At 67.1% G+C, this 17,273-nt stretch carries 11 protein-coding genes; 5 read left to right on the forward strand and 6 right to left on the reverse strand.

Features of this window, described 5'->3' with window-relative positions:
• Positions 1 to 112: 112 nt before the first annotated feature.
• The 4 genes from IP92_RS22990 to ppnN form a co-directional block, all read right to left on the reverse strand.
• Complete coding sequence (locus tag IP92_RS22990) at positions 113 to 1,435, reverse strand: chemotaxis protein CheW (protein WP_145879608.1); 1,323 nt, start codon at positions 1,433 to 1,435, stop codon at positions 113 to 115.
• Position 1,436: 1 nt separating this feature from the next.
• Complete coding sequence (locus IP92_RS22995; protein ID WP_307724868.1) at positions 1,437 to 3,170, reverse strand: methyl-accepting chemotaxis protein; 1,734 nt, start codon at positions 3,168 to 3,170, stop codon at positions 1,437 to 1,439.
• A 137-nt stretch (positions 3,171 to 3,307) separates the two neighbouring features.
• Positions 3,308 to 3,814, reverse strand: a complete 507-nt coding sequence (locus IP92_RS23000; protein WP_145879610.1) for an SLATT domain-containing protein — start codon at positions 3,812 to 3,814, stop codon at positions 3,308 to 3,310.
• Positions 3,815 to 3,823: 9 nt separating this feature from the next.
• Complete coding sequence (gene ppnN, locus IP92_RS23005; protein WP_145879612.1) at positions 3,824 to 5,194, reverse strand: nucleotide 5'-monophosphate nucleosidase PpnN; 1,371 nt, start codon at positions 5,192 to 5,194, stop codon at positions 3,824 to 3,826.
• A gap of 194 nt (positions 5,195 to 5,388) precedes the next feature.
• Between ppnN and IP92_RS23010 the strand changes: the two genes are divergently transcribed.
• A complete protein-coding gene (locus tag IP92_RS23010) occupies positions 5,389 to 6,888 on the forward strand; it encodes a peptide MFS transporter (RefSeq protein ID WP_145879614.1) in 1,500 nt (499 codons plus the stop codon).
• Between the two features lie 135 nt (positions 6,889 to 7,023).
• Positions 7,024 to 10,194 carry a heparinase II/III domain-containing protein gene (locus tag IP92_RS23015; RefSeq protein WP_145879617.1) on the forward strand — a complete coding sequence of 1,057 codons (3,171 nt, stop codon included), beginning with the start codon at positions 7,024 to 7,026 and terminating at the stop codon, positions 10,192 to 10,194.
• A 92-nt stretch (positions 10,195 to 10,286) separates the two neighbouring features.
• On the opposite strand, the gene glpD is transcribed toward IP92_RS23015, so the two are convergent.
• Entirely contained in the window at positions 10,287 to 11,804 is a 1,518-nt protein-coding gene (gene glpD, locus IP92_RS23020; protein WP_145879619.1) for a glycerol-3-phosphate dehydrogenase, read from the reverse strand.
• 115 nt (positions 11,805 to 11,919) lie between these two features.
• On the opposite strand from glpD, the gene IP92_RS23025 reads away from it, so the two are divergent.
• The 3 genes from IP92_RS23025 to IP92_RS23035 all read left to right on the forward strand — a co-directional run bounded on the left by IP92_RS23025 (position 11,920) and on the right by IP92_RS23035 (position 16,358).
• Positions 11,920 to 14,352, forward strand: a complete 2,433-nt coding sequence (locus IP92_RS23025) for a penicillin-binding protein 1A (protein ID WP_145879620.1) — start codon at positions 11,920 to 11,922, stop codon at positions 14,350 to 14,352.
• A gap of 68 nt (positions 14,353 to 14,420) precedes the next feature.
• Positions 14,421 to 15,458, forward strand: coding sequence for an ABC transporter substrate-binding protein (locus IP92_RS23030; RefSeq protein ID WP_145879622.1), 1,038 nt, complete (start codon positions 14,421 to 14,423; stop codon positions 15,456 to 15,458).
• Between the two features lie 87 nt (positions 15,459 to 15,545).
• Positions 15,546 to 16,358 (forward strand): PP2C family protein-serine/threonine phosphatase, encoded by an 813-nt coding sequence (locus tag IP92_RS23035; protein ID WP_145879624.1) that lies wholly within the window; start codon positions 15,546 to 15,548, stop codon positions 16,356 to 16,358.
• On the opposite strand, the gene IP92_RS23040 is transcribed toward IP92_RS23035, so the two are convergent.
• Entirely contained in the window at positions 16,333 to 17,214 is an 882-nt protein-coding gene (locus IP92_RS23040) for a PhzF family isomerase (RefSeq protein WP_145879626.1), read from the reverse strand. The two genes, IP92_RS23035 and IP92_RS23040, sit on opposite strands and share 26 nt — an antisense overlap.
• Between the last annotated feature and the right edge of the window lie 59 nt (positions 17,215 to 17,273).

The raw sequence follows: 17,273 nt of genomic DNA on the forward strand, positions 1-17,273 counted from the left end.
TAAGGTGTCCAGAAACGGCACAGCAGCCAGAGAAAACCCGGGTCGTGGCCGGGGCGGCCCCTGCCCGGCAAGTTCCCCGTGGGTGTCCGGCTCCTCGCGGCGGACGATCGCCTTACCGCCGCCGCACCCGTTCGGCCAGGTCGTCGATCCGGTAGCTGGCCGTGCGCTCGCCGTCGCGCACCGCGATGAAACATGCCGGGCCGCCCTGCCCCGGCTGCGCCAGGCTGTACACCTCACCGGTCCCGCGCGGCACCAGCGAGCGTACCCGTTCCACGATACACGCCGCGTGGCCGCCGCCAGCGCGCAGCACCAGCATGGCACCCTGCCCGCTCCGTGCCCCTGCGCCGCGCAGGTCCGTGACGGCGATCGCCCGGCCCTGCCACGGCATCGTCGCGGGCGCGTTGCCATCGGCGCCGTCGAACGGCAGCACCTGTTCGATCCCGTCGAGCGGCGTGGCCAACGTGCCGCCGGCCTCGAAGACCAGCAGCTCGCCGTCGTTGACGTTGCGCACCGGAGCCCCGGCACCGCCGGCTGCCTTGCTGAGCGCCGTTTCCGGATGCCGCGCAAACAAGGCCGGGACATCGATCCACGCGATTGCCTGGCCGTCCTCACCGTGGACGACCGGCACCGGGCCGTCCGGCAGCGCCAGTTCGCGCATGTCGAGGGCGGCATCGACAAGCATGCCGAGCGCGGTCCCCGCATGTTCGACGATCGCCAGCAACGTGCCGGCCGTGGTGGGCGCCAGCTCCGGCACCGCATCGGACGCGGCCACCACGGGCACCAGCCGCTCGCCCCAGCGGCAAAACGCCGTGGCACCGCCGCCTACGGGCTCCAGCGCGGGCCGCGGCAGCACGGCCGCCAGCCGCACCGCGGGCAGCGCCAGCAGCACGCCACCAGCCTGCAGCACCGCGCACAGCACGCGCACCGCCGCCTGCTCCACCGGCGCCTGCGCGGCGGATGCCGCGGATGGCCCGTCATCGCCATGCCACGCACAGGCCAGCGCAACCAGGCGCCCCGTCTCCAGCACCGACAGGATTGTCTCCGAACCTGGCACCTTCGCCGCGGCCTGGAACACTTCCTCGGCATCGTCGTCATGATGCAGCCGGGCGATCGCATCGGCCGGCACGTCGGCAAAGCCGTCGATCGCATCGACCAGCAAGCCGATACGCCGGCCGCCGTCGCGCAGCACGAGGATGCGGCGCGCCGCCGCTGCGCCGGACGAGGCGCCGGTGTCGACCCAGCGTGCCAGGTCCGCCACGGGAATCAGCGTCCCCTGGCAATCGACGACTCCGGCCAGCGCGCCGCGCCGGCGCGGCAGCGGCACCAGCGCCGCCGGCATCGGCAGCGCTTGCACGACGCAATCCACGTCGATGCCGACGGTGAGCGCGCCGATGGCGACGACGGCAAAGCGTCGCGTGGGAGCCGCTGCGCTCATCTTAACGCTCCGTCGCCACGCGCTCCAGGTCTTCCAGCAAGGCGGCGACGTTGCGGGTGGAGTCGGCCTGCGCCTGCGTCGAACCGTCGATCAGCGCGATCGATTCGCTGGTCTTCGCGACGGCGCCGGCGATGCGTTCGAATGCCGCCTCCACGTCGCCCGTCAGGCGCGTGCCTTCGTCCACGCGGCCCACCGTTTGCGTGATCAGCTTGCCGATCTCGCGGGCGGCCAGCGCGGATTTCTCGGCCAGCTTGCGCACCTCGTTCGCCACCACCGAGAAGCCGGCGCCGTGCTCGCCGGCGCGCGCCGCCTCGATCGCGGCATTGAAGGCCAGCAGGTGCGTCTGGCTGGCGATCTCGCTGATCGTGTCGATGATGTCGCGCACGTCCGCCGACGAGCGCTGGATCGCTTCCATCGCGTCCTTCGCCCGCGTCAGCAACGCGCCGCCGCTGCCCGCTTCGGCCTGCGTCTGGCCGGCCAGCGCCGTCGAGTGGCGCGCCGACTGGGCGATCGCGTTGATCGAGCCCGTGAGCTCGGCCAGCACAGCGGCGATGTCGCGCACGCGCGCTGTGACCTTCTCCTCGCGGTCCACCTGCGCTGTCACGTCCATCGCGAACTTGACGACCTTGTACACCTTACCGTCGATGTCGAGGATCGGGTTGTATGTCGCCTGGATCCAGATCGCCGCGCCGTGCTTGCCGCGGCGCTGGAAGCGGCCCGACTGGAACTTGCCGGCCGCGAGATCGGCCCAGAAGTTGCGGTACGTGGCGCTTTTCACGAGCTCCTCGTCGCAGAACATGCTGTGGTGCTGGCCGACGACCTCGTCGTGCACATAACCCATCGTGCGCAGGAAGTTGTCGTTCACGGTCAGCACATTGCCGCGCAGGTCGAACTCGATCACGGCCTGCGAGCGGCCCAGCGCATCGAGCTTGCCGCGGATTTCCTCGGACAGGCGCTTGCGCTCGGTGATGTCGGCCGCGTACTTGACCACCTTCACGGGTTTGCCGTCCGCATCGAAGATGGGGTTGTACGACGCGAGGATCCACACGTCCTTGCCGCTCTTCGTCACGCGGCGGTATTCGCCCGTGTTGAATTCGCCTCGCCCCAGGCGCTCCCAGAACGCCTGGTATTCGGCCGAGTGGGCGAACGCCGGTTCGCAGAACATGCGGTGGTGCTGGCCACGCACCTCGTCGATGCCGTAGCCCATCACGTCGAGGAAGTTGTCGTTCGCGTCCAGCACCTTGCCCGTCAGTTCGAATTCGATGACGGCCTGCACCCGGTTCACCGCGCGGCTCTTGCCTTCGAAGTCGGCGTTGCGCAGCTTGGCCTGCGTGACGTCGGTGGCGATCATGATCACCTGCGCGATCGTACCGCCGCCGCCCGGCACGGGCACGAACATGCCCTGCAGCCAGCAGGCGCCGCCGGCCTTGCGCACGATGCGATACGTGCCGCCCTTGCCGGCGCCCGCCGCCAGCTCCTCCCAGAAGTCCGCATAGTCCGCGGACCCCAAGTATTCGGACGTGCACAGCACGCGGTGATGGCGGCCCGCCAGTTCGTCCAGCGTGTAGCCGGTCAGTTCCAGGAAACGGGCGTTGGCATGGACGATGTGGCCGGCAACATCGAATTCGAGCGTCGCCTGCGTGGCTTCGATCGCCGCCAGCACCGCGCTGGCGACATCGGAACGGCTGGCGGCGGCAAGGGCGCCCAACCGATCGGCGGGAAGATGCATGGTCATGATGGGAAGATGAATGGCGGGCATGCGCCCAGGATGGACGTAGTGTATCCGTCGGAAAATACGCAGCCGCCTAAAAATACTTTAATTTCAAGCACATGCGTTGCACATGCGCGTCAGCTTGCCGCGGCGGCAAGTGTTCAGGCCGGCACCGCCCCGTCGGCGATCTTCAACTGGTGCTGCACGCGGTTGTGCACGCTGGCCGACACGGCCGGCGCCTCCTCGGCCAGCCGGTCGAGCCGCTCGCGCAACGTGCCGATATAGTGCGGTTCGAGATGCGCGGCGCCGGAGGCATGCAGCACCTCCAGCTCGCGGCGGATCGCGCCGAAGCGCGCGCCGAACGTCTTGTGCTTCTCGGCGCGCTCGGCGAACTTGAAGAACGTCTGCAGGCTGGACAGGATGGCGGCCAGTACCGACAGCACGCCGACGATCAGCTTGGCCTGCACGGGGATGACCTCGGCGGCGATCGACGCGAACACCGACGTGCCGACAAGGCCAGAGATCACGATCACGGGCACGCCGAGCCAGTAGCTGCGCGCCTCCAGCGCCGTGGCCATTTCGTAATGCCCCATCTGCGATTCGCGGGCGCGGCGCAGCCAGGCCAGCACCAGCTCGTCGGGGCTGCTTGGCGGATGGTAGGGCTGCATGGCCCCGCCTTACTTGATGACGCGGTAGCAAGGCGTATAGGCCTTGCCCGGCAGTTTCATGCGGCTTTGCGCGACGAACGACGCGAGCAGCTTGTCCATCGGGTCCATGATCGACACGTCGCCGTGGATCTCGAAATGGCCGTGTTCCTCGATCGCACGGATGCCGTCCGCCTTCACGTTGCCGGCCACCACGCCGGAGAATGCGCGCCGCAGGTTCGCCGCGAGCACGTGCACCGGCTGGTTCTTGTGCAGCTTCAGGTTGCGCATGTTCTCGTGCGTGGGAGCGAACGGGCGCTGGAATTCCTCGTCGATGCGCAGCGCCCAGTTGAAGTAGTACGCGTCGCTACGGGACTTGCGGAACTCGCGCACCTGCTTGATCCCTTCGAGCATTTCACGCGCCACCGTCTCCGGATCGTCGATGACGATCTTGTAGCGCCGCTGCGCCGCTTCGCCCAGCGTCTGGCCGATGAAGTCGTTGATCTGGTTGAAGTACTCGCGCGACGAATCCGGGCCCGTGAACACGAGCGGGAACGGGATCTCCGCGTTGTCCGGATGGAGCAGGATGCCGAGGATGTAGAGGATCTCCTCGGCCGTGCCGGCGCCGCCCGGGAACACGACGATGCCGTGGCCCGTGCGCACGAAGGCTTCCAGGCGCTTCTCGATGTCCGGCATGATCACCAGGTCGTTGACGATCGGGTTCGGCGACTCGGCCGCGATGATGCCGGGCTCCGTGATGCCGAGGTAGCGGCCGTTCATGAAGCGCTGCTTGGCGTGGCCGATCGTGGCGCCCTTCATCGGACCCTTCATCGCGCCCGGGCCGCAGCCCGTGCAGATGTCGAGAGCGCGCAGGCCCATCTGGTAACCCACTTCCTTCGAGTAGTTATACTCGGCCCGGTTGATCGAGTGGCCGCCCCAGCACACGACGAGGTTCGGATTGGTCTGCGGGCGCAGCACGTTGGCGTTGCGCAGGATGTGGAAGACGGCGTCCGTGATGCCTTCGGTCGTCGACATGTCGAACTTCGGATTGTCCGTGACTTCATTGCTCACAAAAACGATGTCACGCAGGACGGCGAACAGGTGTTCGTGAATCCCCTTGATCATCTTGCCGTCGACGAAGGCGATGGCCGGCGCGCCGCGGATCTCGAGCTTGATGCCGCGCTCGCGCTGCAGGATGTTGATGTCGAACGACTGGTAGCGGTCCAGCAGTTCCTTGCCGTCGTCGATCGTGCTGCCGCAATTGAGTACCGCCAGCGCGCATTGGCGGAACATCTTGTACAAGCCGCCCTTGCCGGTGTCGAGGAGTTTGATGACTTCGGCCTTGGACAGTACCTCGAGCTTGCCCTCAGGTGAGATCAGTGTGTCGACGAAACCTTGTTCCATGATGCGTGAATCCTTTATCTGAGTCGTGCGGAAAGCCGCCATGTTCGCCAATATACGACATCGGCAGGCAAACACTATTGCAATCTTTTCAAACATACCACATTGCTGCGCCGCACCACCGAATTGCCCGCCAAAATCGATCGACAAACGGCGAGCCTCCATTACAATGGCGACTTTTTTTCAGGAGATGCCGCATGAGCGGTACTAGCAAGGCAGTAGATACGGCCATCCCCGAATTCAAACAGATTTTGGGGCACCCCGCCCCGCTGTGGATGTTGTTCATGACGGAGTTCTGGGAGCGCTTCGCGTTCTACGGTATCCGTTGGGCGCTCGTGCTGTACATCGTCGCCCAATTCCATGGCGGTGCGGCTTCCGGTGAGGCCGACGCAAACCTCACCTATGGTTCGTATCTGGCGCTCGTCTACGCGGCGGCGCTGTTCGGCGGCTACGTGGCCGACCGGATCCTGGGCTACCAGCGTTCCATCCTGATCGGCGCGATCATCATGGCCGCCGGTCTGTTCATGATCGCCTATCCGGACCCGACGGTCTTCAAACTGGGTCTGGCGACGATCATCACCGGCAACGGCATGTTCAAGCCCATCATCTCGACGCTGGTCGGCAAGATCTACTCCGCCGCCGACAGCCGCCGCGACAGCGGCTTCACGATCTTCTACATGGGGATCAACGCGGGCGCGTTCGTCTCGCCGATCCTCACCCAGTACCTGGCGCAGCACGTGTTCAACACGGGCGATACGCCGGCGTACAAGATCGTGTTCATCGCCTCCGGCGTCGGCATGCTCATTTCGCTGGTGTGGTTCTTCATCGGCCGCGCCCAGCTGAAGGGCATCGGCATGCCGGAAGCGCAGGCGCAGAGCCCGAAACGCGTGCTGTACGTGGTGCTCGGCGCGCTCGTCACGATCCCCGTCGTGTACGCGCTGCTGGCCGTCGGCGCCGAACAGCTGCAGGGCGTGCTGTCCGTGCTGTTCATCCTGCTGGCGGTGATGCTGCTGGTGGAAGGCTATCGCAACGGCCCCGTCGCGCGCGACAAGGTGTGGGCGATGATGATCATCTTCTTCTTCAACATCCTGTTCTGGATGTTCTTCGAACAGGCGGGCAGCTCGTTCACGTTCCTGGCCGAGAACATCGTCAATCGCGACTTCGGCGGCTGGATCTTCCCGACCGCCTGGTTCCAGAGCGTGAACTCCACCGCGATCATCACGTGCGCGCCGATCATCGCGGCAATCTGGATCTGGCTCGCCAAGCGCAACGCCGAACCGTCGATCCCGCGCAAGTTCGGCTTGGGCCTGATCTTCAACGGCCTGGCGTTCCTGCTGCTCGTGTTCGCGCTGAAGACGCTCGTCGTCGACGGCAAGATCCCGTTCTGGACCTTGTTCGCCGTGTACTTCATCCAGTCCGTCGGTGAGCTGTGCCTGTCGCCGATCGGCCTGTCGATGGTGACGAAGCTGGCGCCGACGCGCCTCGTCGGCCTGGGCATGGGCGGCTGGTTCCTGTCGACGGGTATCGGCAACAACCTGTCCGGCATCTTCGCCTCGCACGTATCTGGCGAGTCGGGCATGTCGGTGGCGTCCGCGCTGTCCGGCTACAACTTCGGCTTCTGGTCGCTGGTGATCGGCGGCGCGCTGCTGTTCCTGCTGGCGCCGCTCATCCAGAAACTGATGCATGGGGTGAAGTGATTTCACCTTGCTGTGAACGGAAATCGGCGGCCTGCGGGCCGCCGTTTTTTATTGCCGTGGCTGTGACAATTTGTTAGTTTTTCGTTAATACCAGGGATGTAAGATGCAAGCTCCACCACCCACCCTGGAGCTTGTATGCACCTCAAACCGGTACTGCGGGCGTTGCTGGCCACGACGGCTGGCCTCGCCCTGTACGCCCCATGCGCACACGCCGCCGAGACGAGCATCGCGCGGCCGTTTCTGTATGCTACGCCTGCCGATATCGAGGCGCTGAAAAAGAAGCTGCCGACCCGGCCGGACATGCCGAAGACCGGCGCGATCCATCTGCGTATCAAGCCCACCCTTCTCGGCGCCACCGATCCAGCCGGCTCGGTCATCTTTGGTGATTTCAATAAACAGGGCGCGCTCTCCATCCGCTACCTGAAGGATGCCGACGGCCAGACCGCTACCAACATTCAGGCCCGGCTCGTCAAGGCGGACGGCACCGAAGCGTTCAACTTGGGGTGGCGTGTTCCCACGGATGGCGAGCTGCGACTCATCATTCGCTATGACGCAGCAGGCACGGTCAGAATCTACGTCAACGGCAGTGCCACCGCCGTCGACTGCGGCAAAGAACTAAAATGCGACAACACCGGCTGGAAACCGGCGGCCCAGAATTACTACTTCGTCGGCCGCAAAGGCCAGCAAATCGCCGAATTCTACGTGGAAGACAGCGCCACCCAGACACGCGTCTGGGACGGCACAAACATCGACTGGGAAGTGGGCGCTGCCTATTTTGACCTTGCCGACCACATCGGACCGGGCGTGGCGAAAGATGCCAGTGGATGCAAGATTGAGTCGATGCCGAGCGGGGCGACTGACGTCTGTAACGTCGCGAAGGCCGGCCGGGTAGCGATTGCCGACACCGCTCAGAACCTCGCGTTCGCCTATCGCCTGACCGGGGACCCGGTCTATTGGGATGCGGCCAAGAACTACGTGGACGTCATTCTCAAGATGGCGAATTACAACGAATATGACGCGAACGGCAAGGTAGTAAACACCGGCTTCACCGTCGGCGGCGAATGGGCGCAGAGCGCCCGCGTCGCGGCGCTGGGCATCCTGTACGACTGGTTTTATGACTTGTGGTCCGAAGCCCGGAGAGCGGAGATACGCAAGGCCATTGCCGACAACATCCGTGCCGACGACCCCAAGGGCATGATGGACCTGATCGGCATGAACTGCGGCCCGAATGGCAAATTGACCCAGCCAACCGAGGCGAATTGGACCGAACTCAAATGCGTGACAGACCCGGATATCGCGCGCTACTACATCATGGGGCACAACGCCAGCGCGATGGCGGGAACCGCGATCGGTCTGCTTGCCATCGTCGACGACGATGCCAGGGTCCGCCCGCTGCTGGACCAGATCTATGGCCACCTGGTCAATGGACTCCTGCCTGCCCGCAAGGACATTTCGATCGACGGCGGCCACCATACGCTGTTCTCGTATGGGTCGACCGTCGGCGAAGTGATCGAGCGCCTGATCATGTGGCGTCGCGCGCGGGCGGCGCACGGGCAGGCTTCGCCCGAGCTGGAACAGGACTGGATACCGCGCCTCGTATTCCCATTCATCGATGGGCTGCGCGCCGACGGCACCTACCCCGCCAGCGGCGACTACTTCGCCACGACGGTGGACGGCAACAACATTGGCTACATGGCGCTTGCGGCGGCAACCAGCGCCAAGTTCACTGTTCCAGGATCGACCCTCGAGAACGCGCGCGGCATCGCCACGGCGTTCTACGAGGACCAGATAGCGGGCAAGCGCAGTCGTGCCAATGCGCAGGCTCTGTGGGATGCGCTGTACTTCCCCGGGACCAAAGCGGCACGGGTCACGCTGGACCCAACAACTCGTAAGCTGGCCTCGCACTACTCGATCGCCGGCAACGTCTTCATGCGCAATTCGTGGGACTTCGCCAACGCCGCGCTGCTCGACTTCAAATCGACATCGTTCGCCAGCGAGAACCACCAGCACCTGGACCAGAACAGTTTTTCGCTGTACTACAAGGGGCCGTTGTTGCTGGACTCCGGCTACGGCAACTATGGCACGGCTCACTGGCACAACTACTACCGCCGGACGATCGCCCACAACACGATCGTCGTCCACGACCCGGCCGAGAGCTACACATACCGGGACGAGGGGAAAACCGTCCCGGCCAGTAACGACGGTGGCCAGTGGTTCACATGCGAAGCCAATGTGGATAATGGCGGCAAAGCGTACCCTACGCGCGAGGAAATCAAGTCCCGCAACGGCAACGTCCTCGACGGCGTCGACGAGTTCGAGGATGGGTACACCTATTCCTACGTCAGCGCGAACGCCGGCAAGGCCTACCTGTCGCCGAGCAGGTGTCATCAGGCGCCCGACGCCAAGGGCAGCATTGCGCACCGCTACCGGCTCCATCCACAGGATGGCTTCCGCCGCCAGATCGTCTATCTCCGCGCCAAAGACAAGCGGACCGGCGCAGACCTGCCGCCGACGATCCTCGTCTACGACCGCGTCAATTCGCCGTACAAGCTGCCGGCCGTATCGCTGCTGCATACCGCGAAAATGCCGAGAACGTTTCAAAAGCCGACGCCGTCCGACACGAGCGCCAGCCGTTACACGGTGCCGGGGCCGAAGAACGCACCGCTGGTCGTACGCAACGACGATGCGATGGTGACGATCGAGCCCCTGCTGCCCGCTCGCGCATACGTCACGCTCGCCGGCGGTGCTCCCGGTGACGGCAGCTCGTGCGCTGCCCCCGCGACGAATACGTCCACCGATAACTGCCGCTTCACCGTGCGTGACGCCAACGGCGTATGGACCAATTACCCCGTGGAGCCGGCGGACGCCAAGGAGACTCCGGACTTCGGCGCCTGGCGCATCGAGATCGGCGGGGTGCCCGAGACGACGCGAGACGACGCCCAGTATCAGTACTTCCTGAACGTGATGCGCGTCGCCGAACATGACCTGCGCGACGATGCCCCGCAGGATAACCAGGCCGTGCTGCTGCCGATCGTTGCCGGCGGTACGCACGCCGTGCAGCTCGATCGGGAAACCGCGGAATCGCCCGTGGTGGTCTTCAACGGCAACTTCCCGGACGCGGAGGAATACCAGTGGAAACCGGCCGCCGACTGCACCAGCACGCCGTTCATCGCGATCGGCGGGGTCCCGAACGCCACCTACGGCCAGAGCTACTCCAATGGCGTGTGCATCTTGAAGCGGGGCGGCACGGGCGTCCAGCTGAAAAGTTCGGCAAAAGGCGTGATCCAGAGGCTGCCGGCGTTGTAGCATTACCCGGGCGGCAAAGACAACGGCGGCCCGCGGGCCGCCGTTGTCTCCGAACCCCGTAAAGCCTCGGGTCAGACCCGGCGGGTCTGACCCTACTCCGCCAACCACGCATCCAGCACCGCCGCTGCCCCGCCCGGCAAATGTAGTCCCAGCTTCGTGCGCCGCCACAGGATATCCTCGGCCGTCATCGCCCATTCGTGCCGGCGCAGATAGTCCAGCTCCGCCTCATACAGCCCCGGCAGCACCTGCTCGCCCATGTCCGCCATCGACCCGCACTCCTGCAGCAGCGTGTGGATGCGCGTGCCGTACGCGCGGGCATAGCGGCCGACGAGGGCGCAGTCGAGCCACGCGTAGCGCACGCGCAGCGCCGATACCCACTGGTCGAACTCCAGCACGGAACGGTTCTGCGGCACGGCGCCGAACAGGTCGCCGCCGGGCAGGCACGCATCCGCCGTCCATGCGGCGCCGCGGTGATCCAGCGCCTTGCAGACGAGGTCCGCGCCCTCCTCGGCCAGCCGGCGGTACGTCGTCAGCTTGCCGCCGAAGACTGTCAACAGGGGTGCGCCCTGCTCGTCCATCTGCAGCCGGTAATCGCGCGTCACGGCCGATGCGTTCGACGCCGCGTCGTCCAGCAGTGGGCGCACGCCGGCGTAGCTCCACACGACGTCGCTCGGCACGACAGGCTGGCGGAAGTAATGGCTGGCCACGTCGCACAGGTAGCGAACCTCGTCGTGTGCGATCGCCACGCGGCCCGGATCGCCCGTGTATTCGACGTCCGTCGTGCCGATCAGCGTGAAATCGCGTTCGTAGGGAATCGCGAACACGATGCGGCCGTCGGTATGCTGGAACAGGTAGGCGTCGTCGTGCTCGAACATCCTGGGCACGACGATGTGGCTGCCCTTGACGAGCCGCAGCCGCGCCGCGGCGGGCCTTTGCAGTGCCGTGTCGAGGAACGACGCGGCCCACGGCCCGGCGGCGTTGACGATGCAGCGCACAGTCACGTCCTTGTGCGTGCCGTCCTGCTTCGTCAGCGTCACGCGCCACACGTCGCCATCGCGCCGGGCCTGCGTGCAGGCGGTGCGCGGCAGCACGCAGGCGCCCTTCTGCGCCGCATCGACGGCGTTCAGCACGACCAGGCGCGCGTCGTCCACCCACGCATCCGAATACTCGAACCCTACCTTGAAGGACGGCTGCAGTGCGCGGCCGGCCGGGTGGCAGGAGAACCGCACGCCGCCCGATCCCGGCAGCAGTTCGCGGCGGGCCAGCCGGTCGTACAGGAACAGGCCGGCGCGGATCAGCAGCGCCGGGCGCTGGCCCGTGTGCGGCATCACGAAGCGCAGCGGACGCATGATGTGCGGCGCGGCGCGCAGCAGTACTTCGCGCTCGGCCAGAGCCTTCTTCACCAGGCCGAACTCGTAATGCTCCAGGTAGCGCAGGCCGCCATGGATCAGCTTTGTCGACGCGGACGATGTGTGCGACGCCAGGTCGTCGCGCTCGCACAGCGCCACGCACAGGCCGCGGCCCGCGATGTCGCGCGCAATGCCCGCGCCATTGATGCCGCCACCCACCACCAACACGTCACAATCGACGTCCTGCCTTGCCGCTGCCATTGGATCTCCGGCTCGATAATTTCTATCAAGATACGACAGTTACCGCTTGTTCCGCAAGTTGCGCGTTCCGTGCGCGGCGCCAGGCGCGACGGTGCGCCCCGCCGGGTGGTCTATAATGGCCCGGTTTGACCACCGTGGGATATCCGATTTGACCTCCTCCGCCTCCTGGCTGAACCGGCGCAACGCCGTGCGCGGCCTGATCGCCGTCGCCATCGCCGGCCTGCTCGCCACCCTCGCCCTGCTGGGCTACCTGTTGCTGGTCGTGCGGCCCCGGCTGCCCAGCCTGGAAGCCGTGACCGACTACAAGCCGAACATCCCGTTGCGCGTGTACACGGCCGACAGGGTGCTGATCGGCGAATTCGGCGAGGAGCACCGCGACTTCGTGCCGATCAAGGACATGCCGGACATGATGAAGAAAGCGCTGTTGGCCATCGAGGACACGCGCTTCTACGAACACGGCGGCGTGGACTGGGTGCGCGGGCTCGGGTCGATCAAGGCCAACCTGTCCGGCGGCTTCCGCCAGGGCGCGTCGACGATCACGATGCAGGTCGCCCGCAACTTCTACCTGACGCGGCGCAAGGAGCTCTCGCGCAAGCTCAACGAGATGATGTTGGCCTACAAGATCGAGGACGCGCTGACGAAAGACCAGATCCTCGAGCTGTACATGAACCAGATCTACCTGGGCCAGCGCTCGTACGGCTTCGCCGCGGCCGCCCAGGTTTATTTCGGCAAGCAGCTGAAGGACCTGTCGATCGCCGAGATCGCGATGCTGGCCGGGCTGCCGCAGAACCCCGCGCGCCACAACCCCATCACCAACTTCAAGCGGTCCAAGGCGCGCCAGCAGATCGTGCTGCGCCGCCTGCACGACCTCGACTACATCACCGATGCCCAGTACGAACAGGCGCGCGCCGAAACGCTGCACATCAATGAGCGCGGCCATGAGTTCGACACGCATGCGGAATACGTGGCCGAGCTGGCGCGCCAGCAGGTGTATGCCGAATTCAAGGAAGAAGCGTACACGCGCGGCATCGTGGTGCGTACGACGATCCTGAAGGCCGACCAGGAAGCTGCCTACGAATCCGTGCGACGCAACGTGCTGGCGTACGACCAGCGGCACGGCTACCGCGGCCCGGAGGGCTTCGTCGACCTGCCGGCCGACGACGAGGAACGCGAACGCGCGATCGACACGGCACTGGATCGCCGGCCGTCGAGCGACGGCCTGATTCCGGCGGTGGTGCTGGCTGCCAGCGCCGGCGAGGTGCGCGCCGAGACGGCCGACGGCCTGGACATCACAATCACCGGCGACGGCCTGAAGCTGGCCGCGGCCGGGTTGTCGGCGAAGGCCAGGGACGGCATCCGCCTGCGCCCGGGGTCCATCATTCGCGTGGCCCGCAACGGCACCAAGGGCTGGGCCATCACGCAGGTGCCGCAGGTGGCCGCCGCCTTCGTGTCGATCGATTCCACCACCGGCGCCTATCATGCGCTGGTCGGCGGCTTCGACTACAACCTGCAGAAGTTCAACCACGTGACGCAGGCGTGGCGCCAGCCCGGCTCGTCGATCAAGCCGTTCGTGTATTCGGCCGCCATCGAGAAGGGCTACGGCCCGGCCACGCTGGTCAACGACGTGCCGATCGAACTGCCCGGCGGCGCCAACGGCGCGCCGTGGCGGCCGCAGAACGACGACATGCAATTCGACGGCCCGATCACGATGCGGCGCTCGCTGGCCGCGTCGAAGAACGTGCCGTCGGTGCGTATCCTGCGCGCCGTCGACGTGCCGTACGCGCACGAGTTCCTGGGCCGCTTCGGCTTCGACGCCGCGCGCCATCCGCGCAACCTGACGATGGCGCTGGGCACCGGCGCCGTCACGCCGCAACAGCTGGCGGGCGCCTATTCCGTGTTCGCCAACGGCGGCTACCGCGTGCAACCGTACCTGATCGAGCGGATCGAGGATGCCGACGGCAAGGTGCTGTTCGCGGCCAAGCCACCCACCCGGCTGGAGGAGAGCGCCCGCGTGCTCGATGCACGCAATGCCTTCATCATGGATAGCATGCTGCGCGAAGTGGCGCGCACCGGCACCGGCGCCACGGCATTCCAGCGCCTGGGCCGCGTCGATATCGCCGGCAAGACGGGCACGACGAGCGATTCGTTCGACGGCTGGTTCGGCGGGTATGGCGGCGGCGTCGTGGCGGTGGCGTGGATGGGTTACGACGAACCGAAGTCGCTGGGCGGGCGCGAGTTCGGCGCCACGCTGGCGCTGCCGATCTGGATCGACTACATGAAGGTGGCGCTGGCCAAGCGGCCGGTGGTCGACCGCACGCCGCCCGAAGGTGTCGTGCAGGTGGACGGCGACTGGATTCTGGAGGAATACGCCAACGATCCGACCGTGCGCGGCATCGACCTGGACGACGGCGCGCCGATGGCGCCGCCGTCGCCGCCCGGTGTCGAAGGCGAAGCCGCCACCGCACCGGCCACCGTGCCGAACGCGCAGAACGTGACGCCGGTGCCGCCGCAGCAGCCGCAGCCGCTTCCCGGCCAGCTGACGAACTGAAGGCCCGCTCGGTTCCGCGTTCACTCGGCGGTGCTACAATCGCCCCATCCCCTCACCGGACGACAGCCATGGCACCAGTGCGGAACTCCCACCCGGACGCGCCGTCACGGCGCGCGCTGCTGCGCGCCGGGGCCGGTGCCGCGCTGGCGGCCGGCATGCCGCTGCGCGCGCCCGCCGCGGTCCGCGTGCCGCGCGTCGCGATGATTCTTTACCGCGGCGAGACGGATGTCGAAAAAGGTTTTCGCGACCACTTCGCGGGCCGCCTGATGCCGGTCGAATACCTGGTGCGCGACGTGGCGCTGGACGTCACGCGCGTGCGCGAGCACGTGGCCGAGGCGCGCGCCTGGCAGGCCGACCTGATCTACACCTGGGGCACGCCGGTCTCGCTGGCCGTCGCCGGCCGCGTGGGCGCCGTCAACCCGGCCGTGCACGTGACCGATGTGCCGGTCGTCTTCACGATGGTCGCCACGCCGGTCGGCTGCGGCCTCGTGCCGTCGCTGACGTCGTCCGGCCGCAATCTCACCGGCACCTGCCACGTGGTGCCGGTGCGCCAGCAGCTGGCCGCGATCCGGGCCTACCGGCCGTTCCGCCGGGTCGGCATCATCTACAATCCCGTCGAACCGAATTCCGTGCAGACCGTGCGCGAGCTGCGCGCGGCGATGCGGGCCGAAGGCATGACGTTGCTCGAACGCCCCGTGCCGCTGGACGATACGCGCCGGCCGCAGCCGGCCAGCCTGCCGGAACTGGTGGCCGACCTGGCCGAACGAGGCGCCACGTTGCTGTACATCGGCCCGGACAGCTTCCTGGCCGCGCACCGCGCGCCCCTTACGGATGCGGCGCTGGCCGTCGGGCTGCCCTGCTTCGCCGCCACGGAGGTGATGCTCCGCGAGGGCAAGGCGCTGTTCGGCCTCGTCTCGGACTATGGCGCGGTGGGCCGGCTGACGGCGCACAAGGCCGCGCAGATCCTGCAGCGCCGCACGCCGCCGGCGGACATTCCGATCGAAACGCTGGCGCGCTTCACCTACGTCGTCAACATGCGCGTCGCCGCCCAGCTGAACCTGCCGCCGCCGCGCAGCGTCAGCGCCTATGCCGAGCTGCTGACGTGACGGCGCTGGGCGCGGCAGTGCGCCCCGTGCTAGCATGCGCTGCATCGTGAACGGGGAGTTCTCTTGGGCAGCTGGAACCGGCCATCATTGTCGCAGTACCAAACGCTGGAGCTGGGCGTTGCGTTCGGGATCACGGACGTGGGGACCGTGCGCGCCTCGAACCAGGATCATTTTCATGTCGCCCCCGAGCTGAACCTGCTCGCAGTCGCGGACGGCATGGGCGGCCACGAAGCAGGCGAGATCGCGAGCGCGGAAGCGATCCGCCTGCTGTGCGACTATCTCGCCGGGCAGCGCGAGCACGCCGCGCCGCATGCTCGGCCGGCCGGCGCCCCGGAACCGGCCGACCCCGACGCCACGTGGACCGGCGCCGCGCTGAAGGCCGTCGCCACGCTGCACGACGCCGTTGCCTACGCCAACGCGCACCTATACCAGGCCAACCTCGCGCACCACCACGCGGAAGGCACGGGCATGGGCACGACGCTGACAGGCATGTGGCAGCCGGTGCCCGGCGGCCCGGCACTGATCTTCCACGTGGGCGACAGCCGCCTGTATTGCTGGCGCGCCGGCGCGCTGACGCAGCTGACGCGCGACCAGACGCTGTACCAGCAAGCGCTCGACCTGCACGCGCCGCCGCCTCTGCCGCCGCGCAACCTGCTGCTGCAGGCCGTCGGCCCCGGCTCCTTCGTGCAACCGGAACTGATCACCCACACGGTGGCGCCGGGCGACGTCTACCTGCTGTGCAGCGACGGCTTGCATGGCGAAACGCCGGCGGCGGCGCTGGCAGGCATCCTGGCGGACGCTCGCCCCGACAACCTGCACGCCTGCTGCGCCGGACTGGTCGCGATGGCCAAGCGCGACGGCAGCCGGGACAACATCACGGCCGTGCTGCTGCGCTGTTGATCACGGCGTCGCCGGCGATCGTCACCGCCAGCGGCGCGCCGCCGCCGATGTCGACGGCCACGTGGACGATGCCGTCGCGGCCCAGCGCGCGGCCCTGGTGGCCCTCGTACGCCAGCCGCACGCCGTCGTGCGCCATCAGCCCATGCCGCACCAGGTAGGCGCCGAGCGGCCCGTTCGCGTTGCCAGTGACGGGGTCTTCGGCCACGCCGATCGCCGGCGCGAACATGCGCCCTTCCGTGCGCCCTTCCCCCGCCACGAACGGGAAATATCCCTTGCTGCCCAAGTCCCCGCTCAAGGCGGTCAGCGCTTCCCGGTCGGGCGCCAGGCGGTCGAGCAAGGCGGCGTCCGTGAGCGGCACCAGCACCTTCGAGTGTCCGGTCGAGACGATCTGCACCGGCAGGTGGGCGGCGATATCGTCCGGCACGAGGCCCAGCGCGGCGGCGATCCGCGCACGCAGCGCCGCATCCAGCGGCGCGCCGAACTCGGGGGCGCCCTGGTGGATCGCCACGCGCCAGTCGCCCTCATGGCGGGTGACGCCGATGCGCTGCAAGCCGGCGCCCGTCTTCTGCACGAAGCTGCCGGAGATGCCCAGCACCGCGGCGCGCACATAATGGGCGGCGATCGTCGCGTGGCCACACACGGGCACCTCGACGGTGGGCGTGAAGAAGCGCACATGCACGTCGTGGCGCTCGTCGTCGGGCGCCAGCACGAACGCCGTTTCGGAATAGCCGACGTCGCGGGCGATCGCCAGCATGTCGCCATCGGTCATGCCGTCCGCGTGCAGCACGACGCCGGCCGGGTTGCCGCGGCCGGGCGTGCGGGTGAATGCGTCGACGTGGTGGATCTGGGGTGCCATCGTTGCTCCGTGTAGTGGTGATGGTGGGAGCTTGTTCTGTGCCGCGTGCCGCCACAATC

Origin of the sequence: Pseudoduganella flava, assembly GCF_007830495.1 — a bacterium.
Classification (GTDB): Bacteria; Pseudomonadota; Gammaproteobacteria; order Burkholderiales; family Burkholderiaceae_D; genus Rugamonas; species Rugamonas flava.

Coding starts and splice junctions, on each gene's coding strand:
- IP92_RS23025 (WP_145879620.1), top strand. CDS start 11,920: ATGGCCCGGTTTGACCACCGTGGGATATCCGATTTGACCTCCTCCGCC.
- IP92_RS23040 (WP_145879626.1), bottom strand. CDS start 17,214: ATGGCACCCCAGATCCACCACGTCGACGCATTCACCCGCACGCCCGGC.
- IP92_RS22995 (WP_307724868.1), bottom strand. CDS start 3,170: ATGACCATGCATCTTCCCGCCGATCGGTTGGGCGCCCTTGCCGCCGCC.
- glpD (WP_145879619.1), bottom strand. CDS start 11,804: ATGGCAGCGGCAAGGCAGGACGTCGATTGTGACGTGTTGGTGGTGGGT.
- IP92_RS23010 (WP_145879614.1), top strand. CDS start 5,389: ATGAGCGGTACTAGCAAGGCAGTAGATACGGCCATCCCCGAATTCAAA.
- ppnN (WP_145879612.1), bottom strand. CDS start 5,194: ATGGAACAAGGTTTCGTCGACACACTGATCTCACCTGAGGGCAAGCTC.
- IP92_RS22990 (WP_145879608.1), bottom strand. CDS start 1,435: ATGAGCGCAGCGGCTCCCACGCGACGCTTTGCCGTCGTCGCCATCGGC.
- IP92_RS23030 (WP_145879622.1), top strand. CDS start 14,421: ATGGCACCAGTGCGGAACTCCCACCCGGACGCGCCGTCACGGCGCGCG.
- IP92_RS23000 (WP_145879610.1), bottom strand. CDS start 3,814: ATGCAGCCCTACCATCCGCCAAGCAGCCCCGACGAGCTGGTGCTGGCC.
- IP92_RS23015 (WP_145879617.1), top strand. CDS start 7,024: ATGCACCTCAAACCGGTACTGCGGGCGTTGCTGGCCACGACGGCTGGC.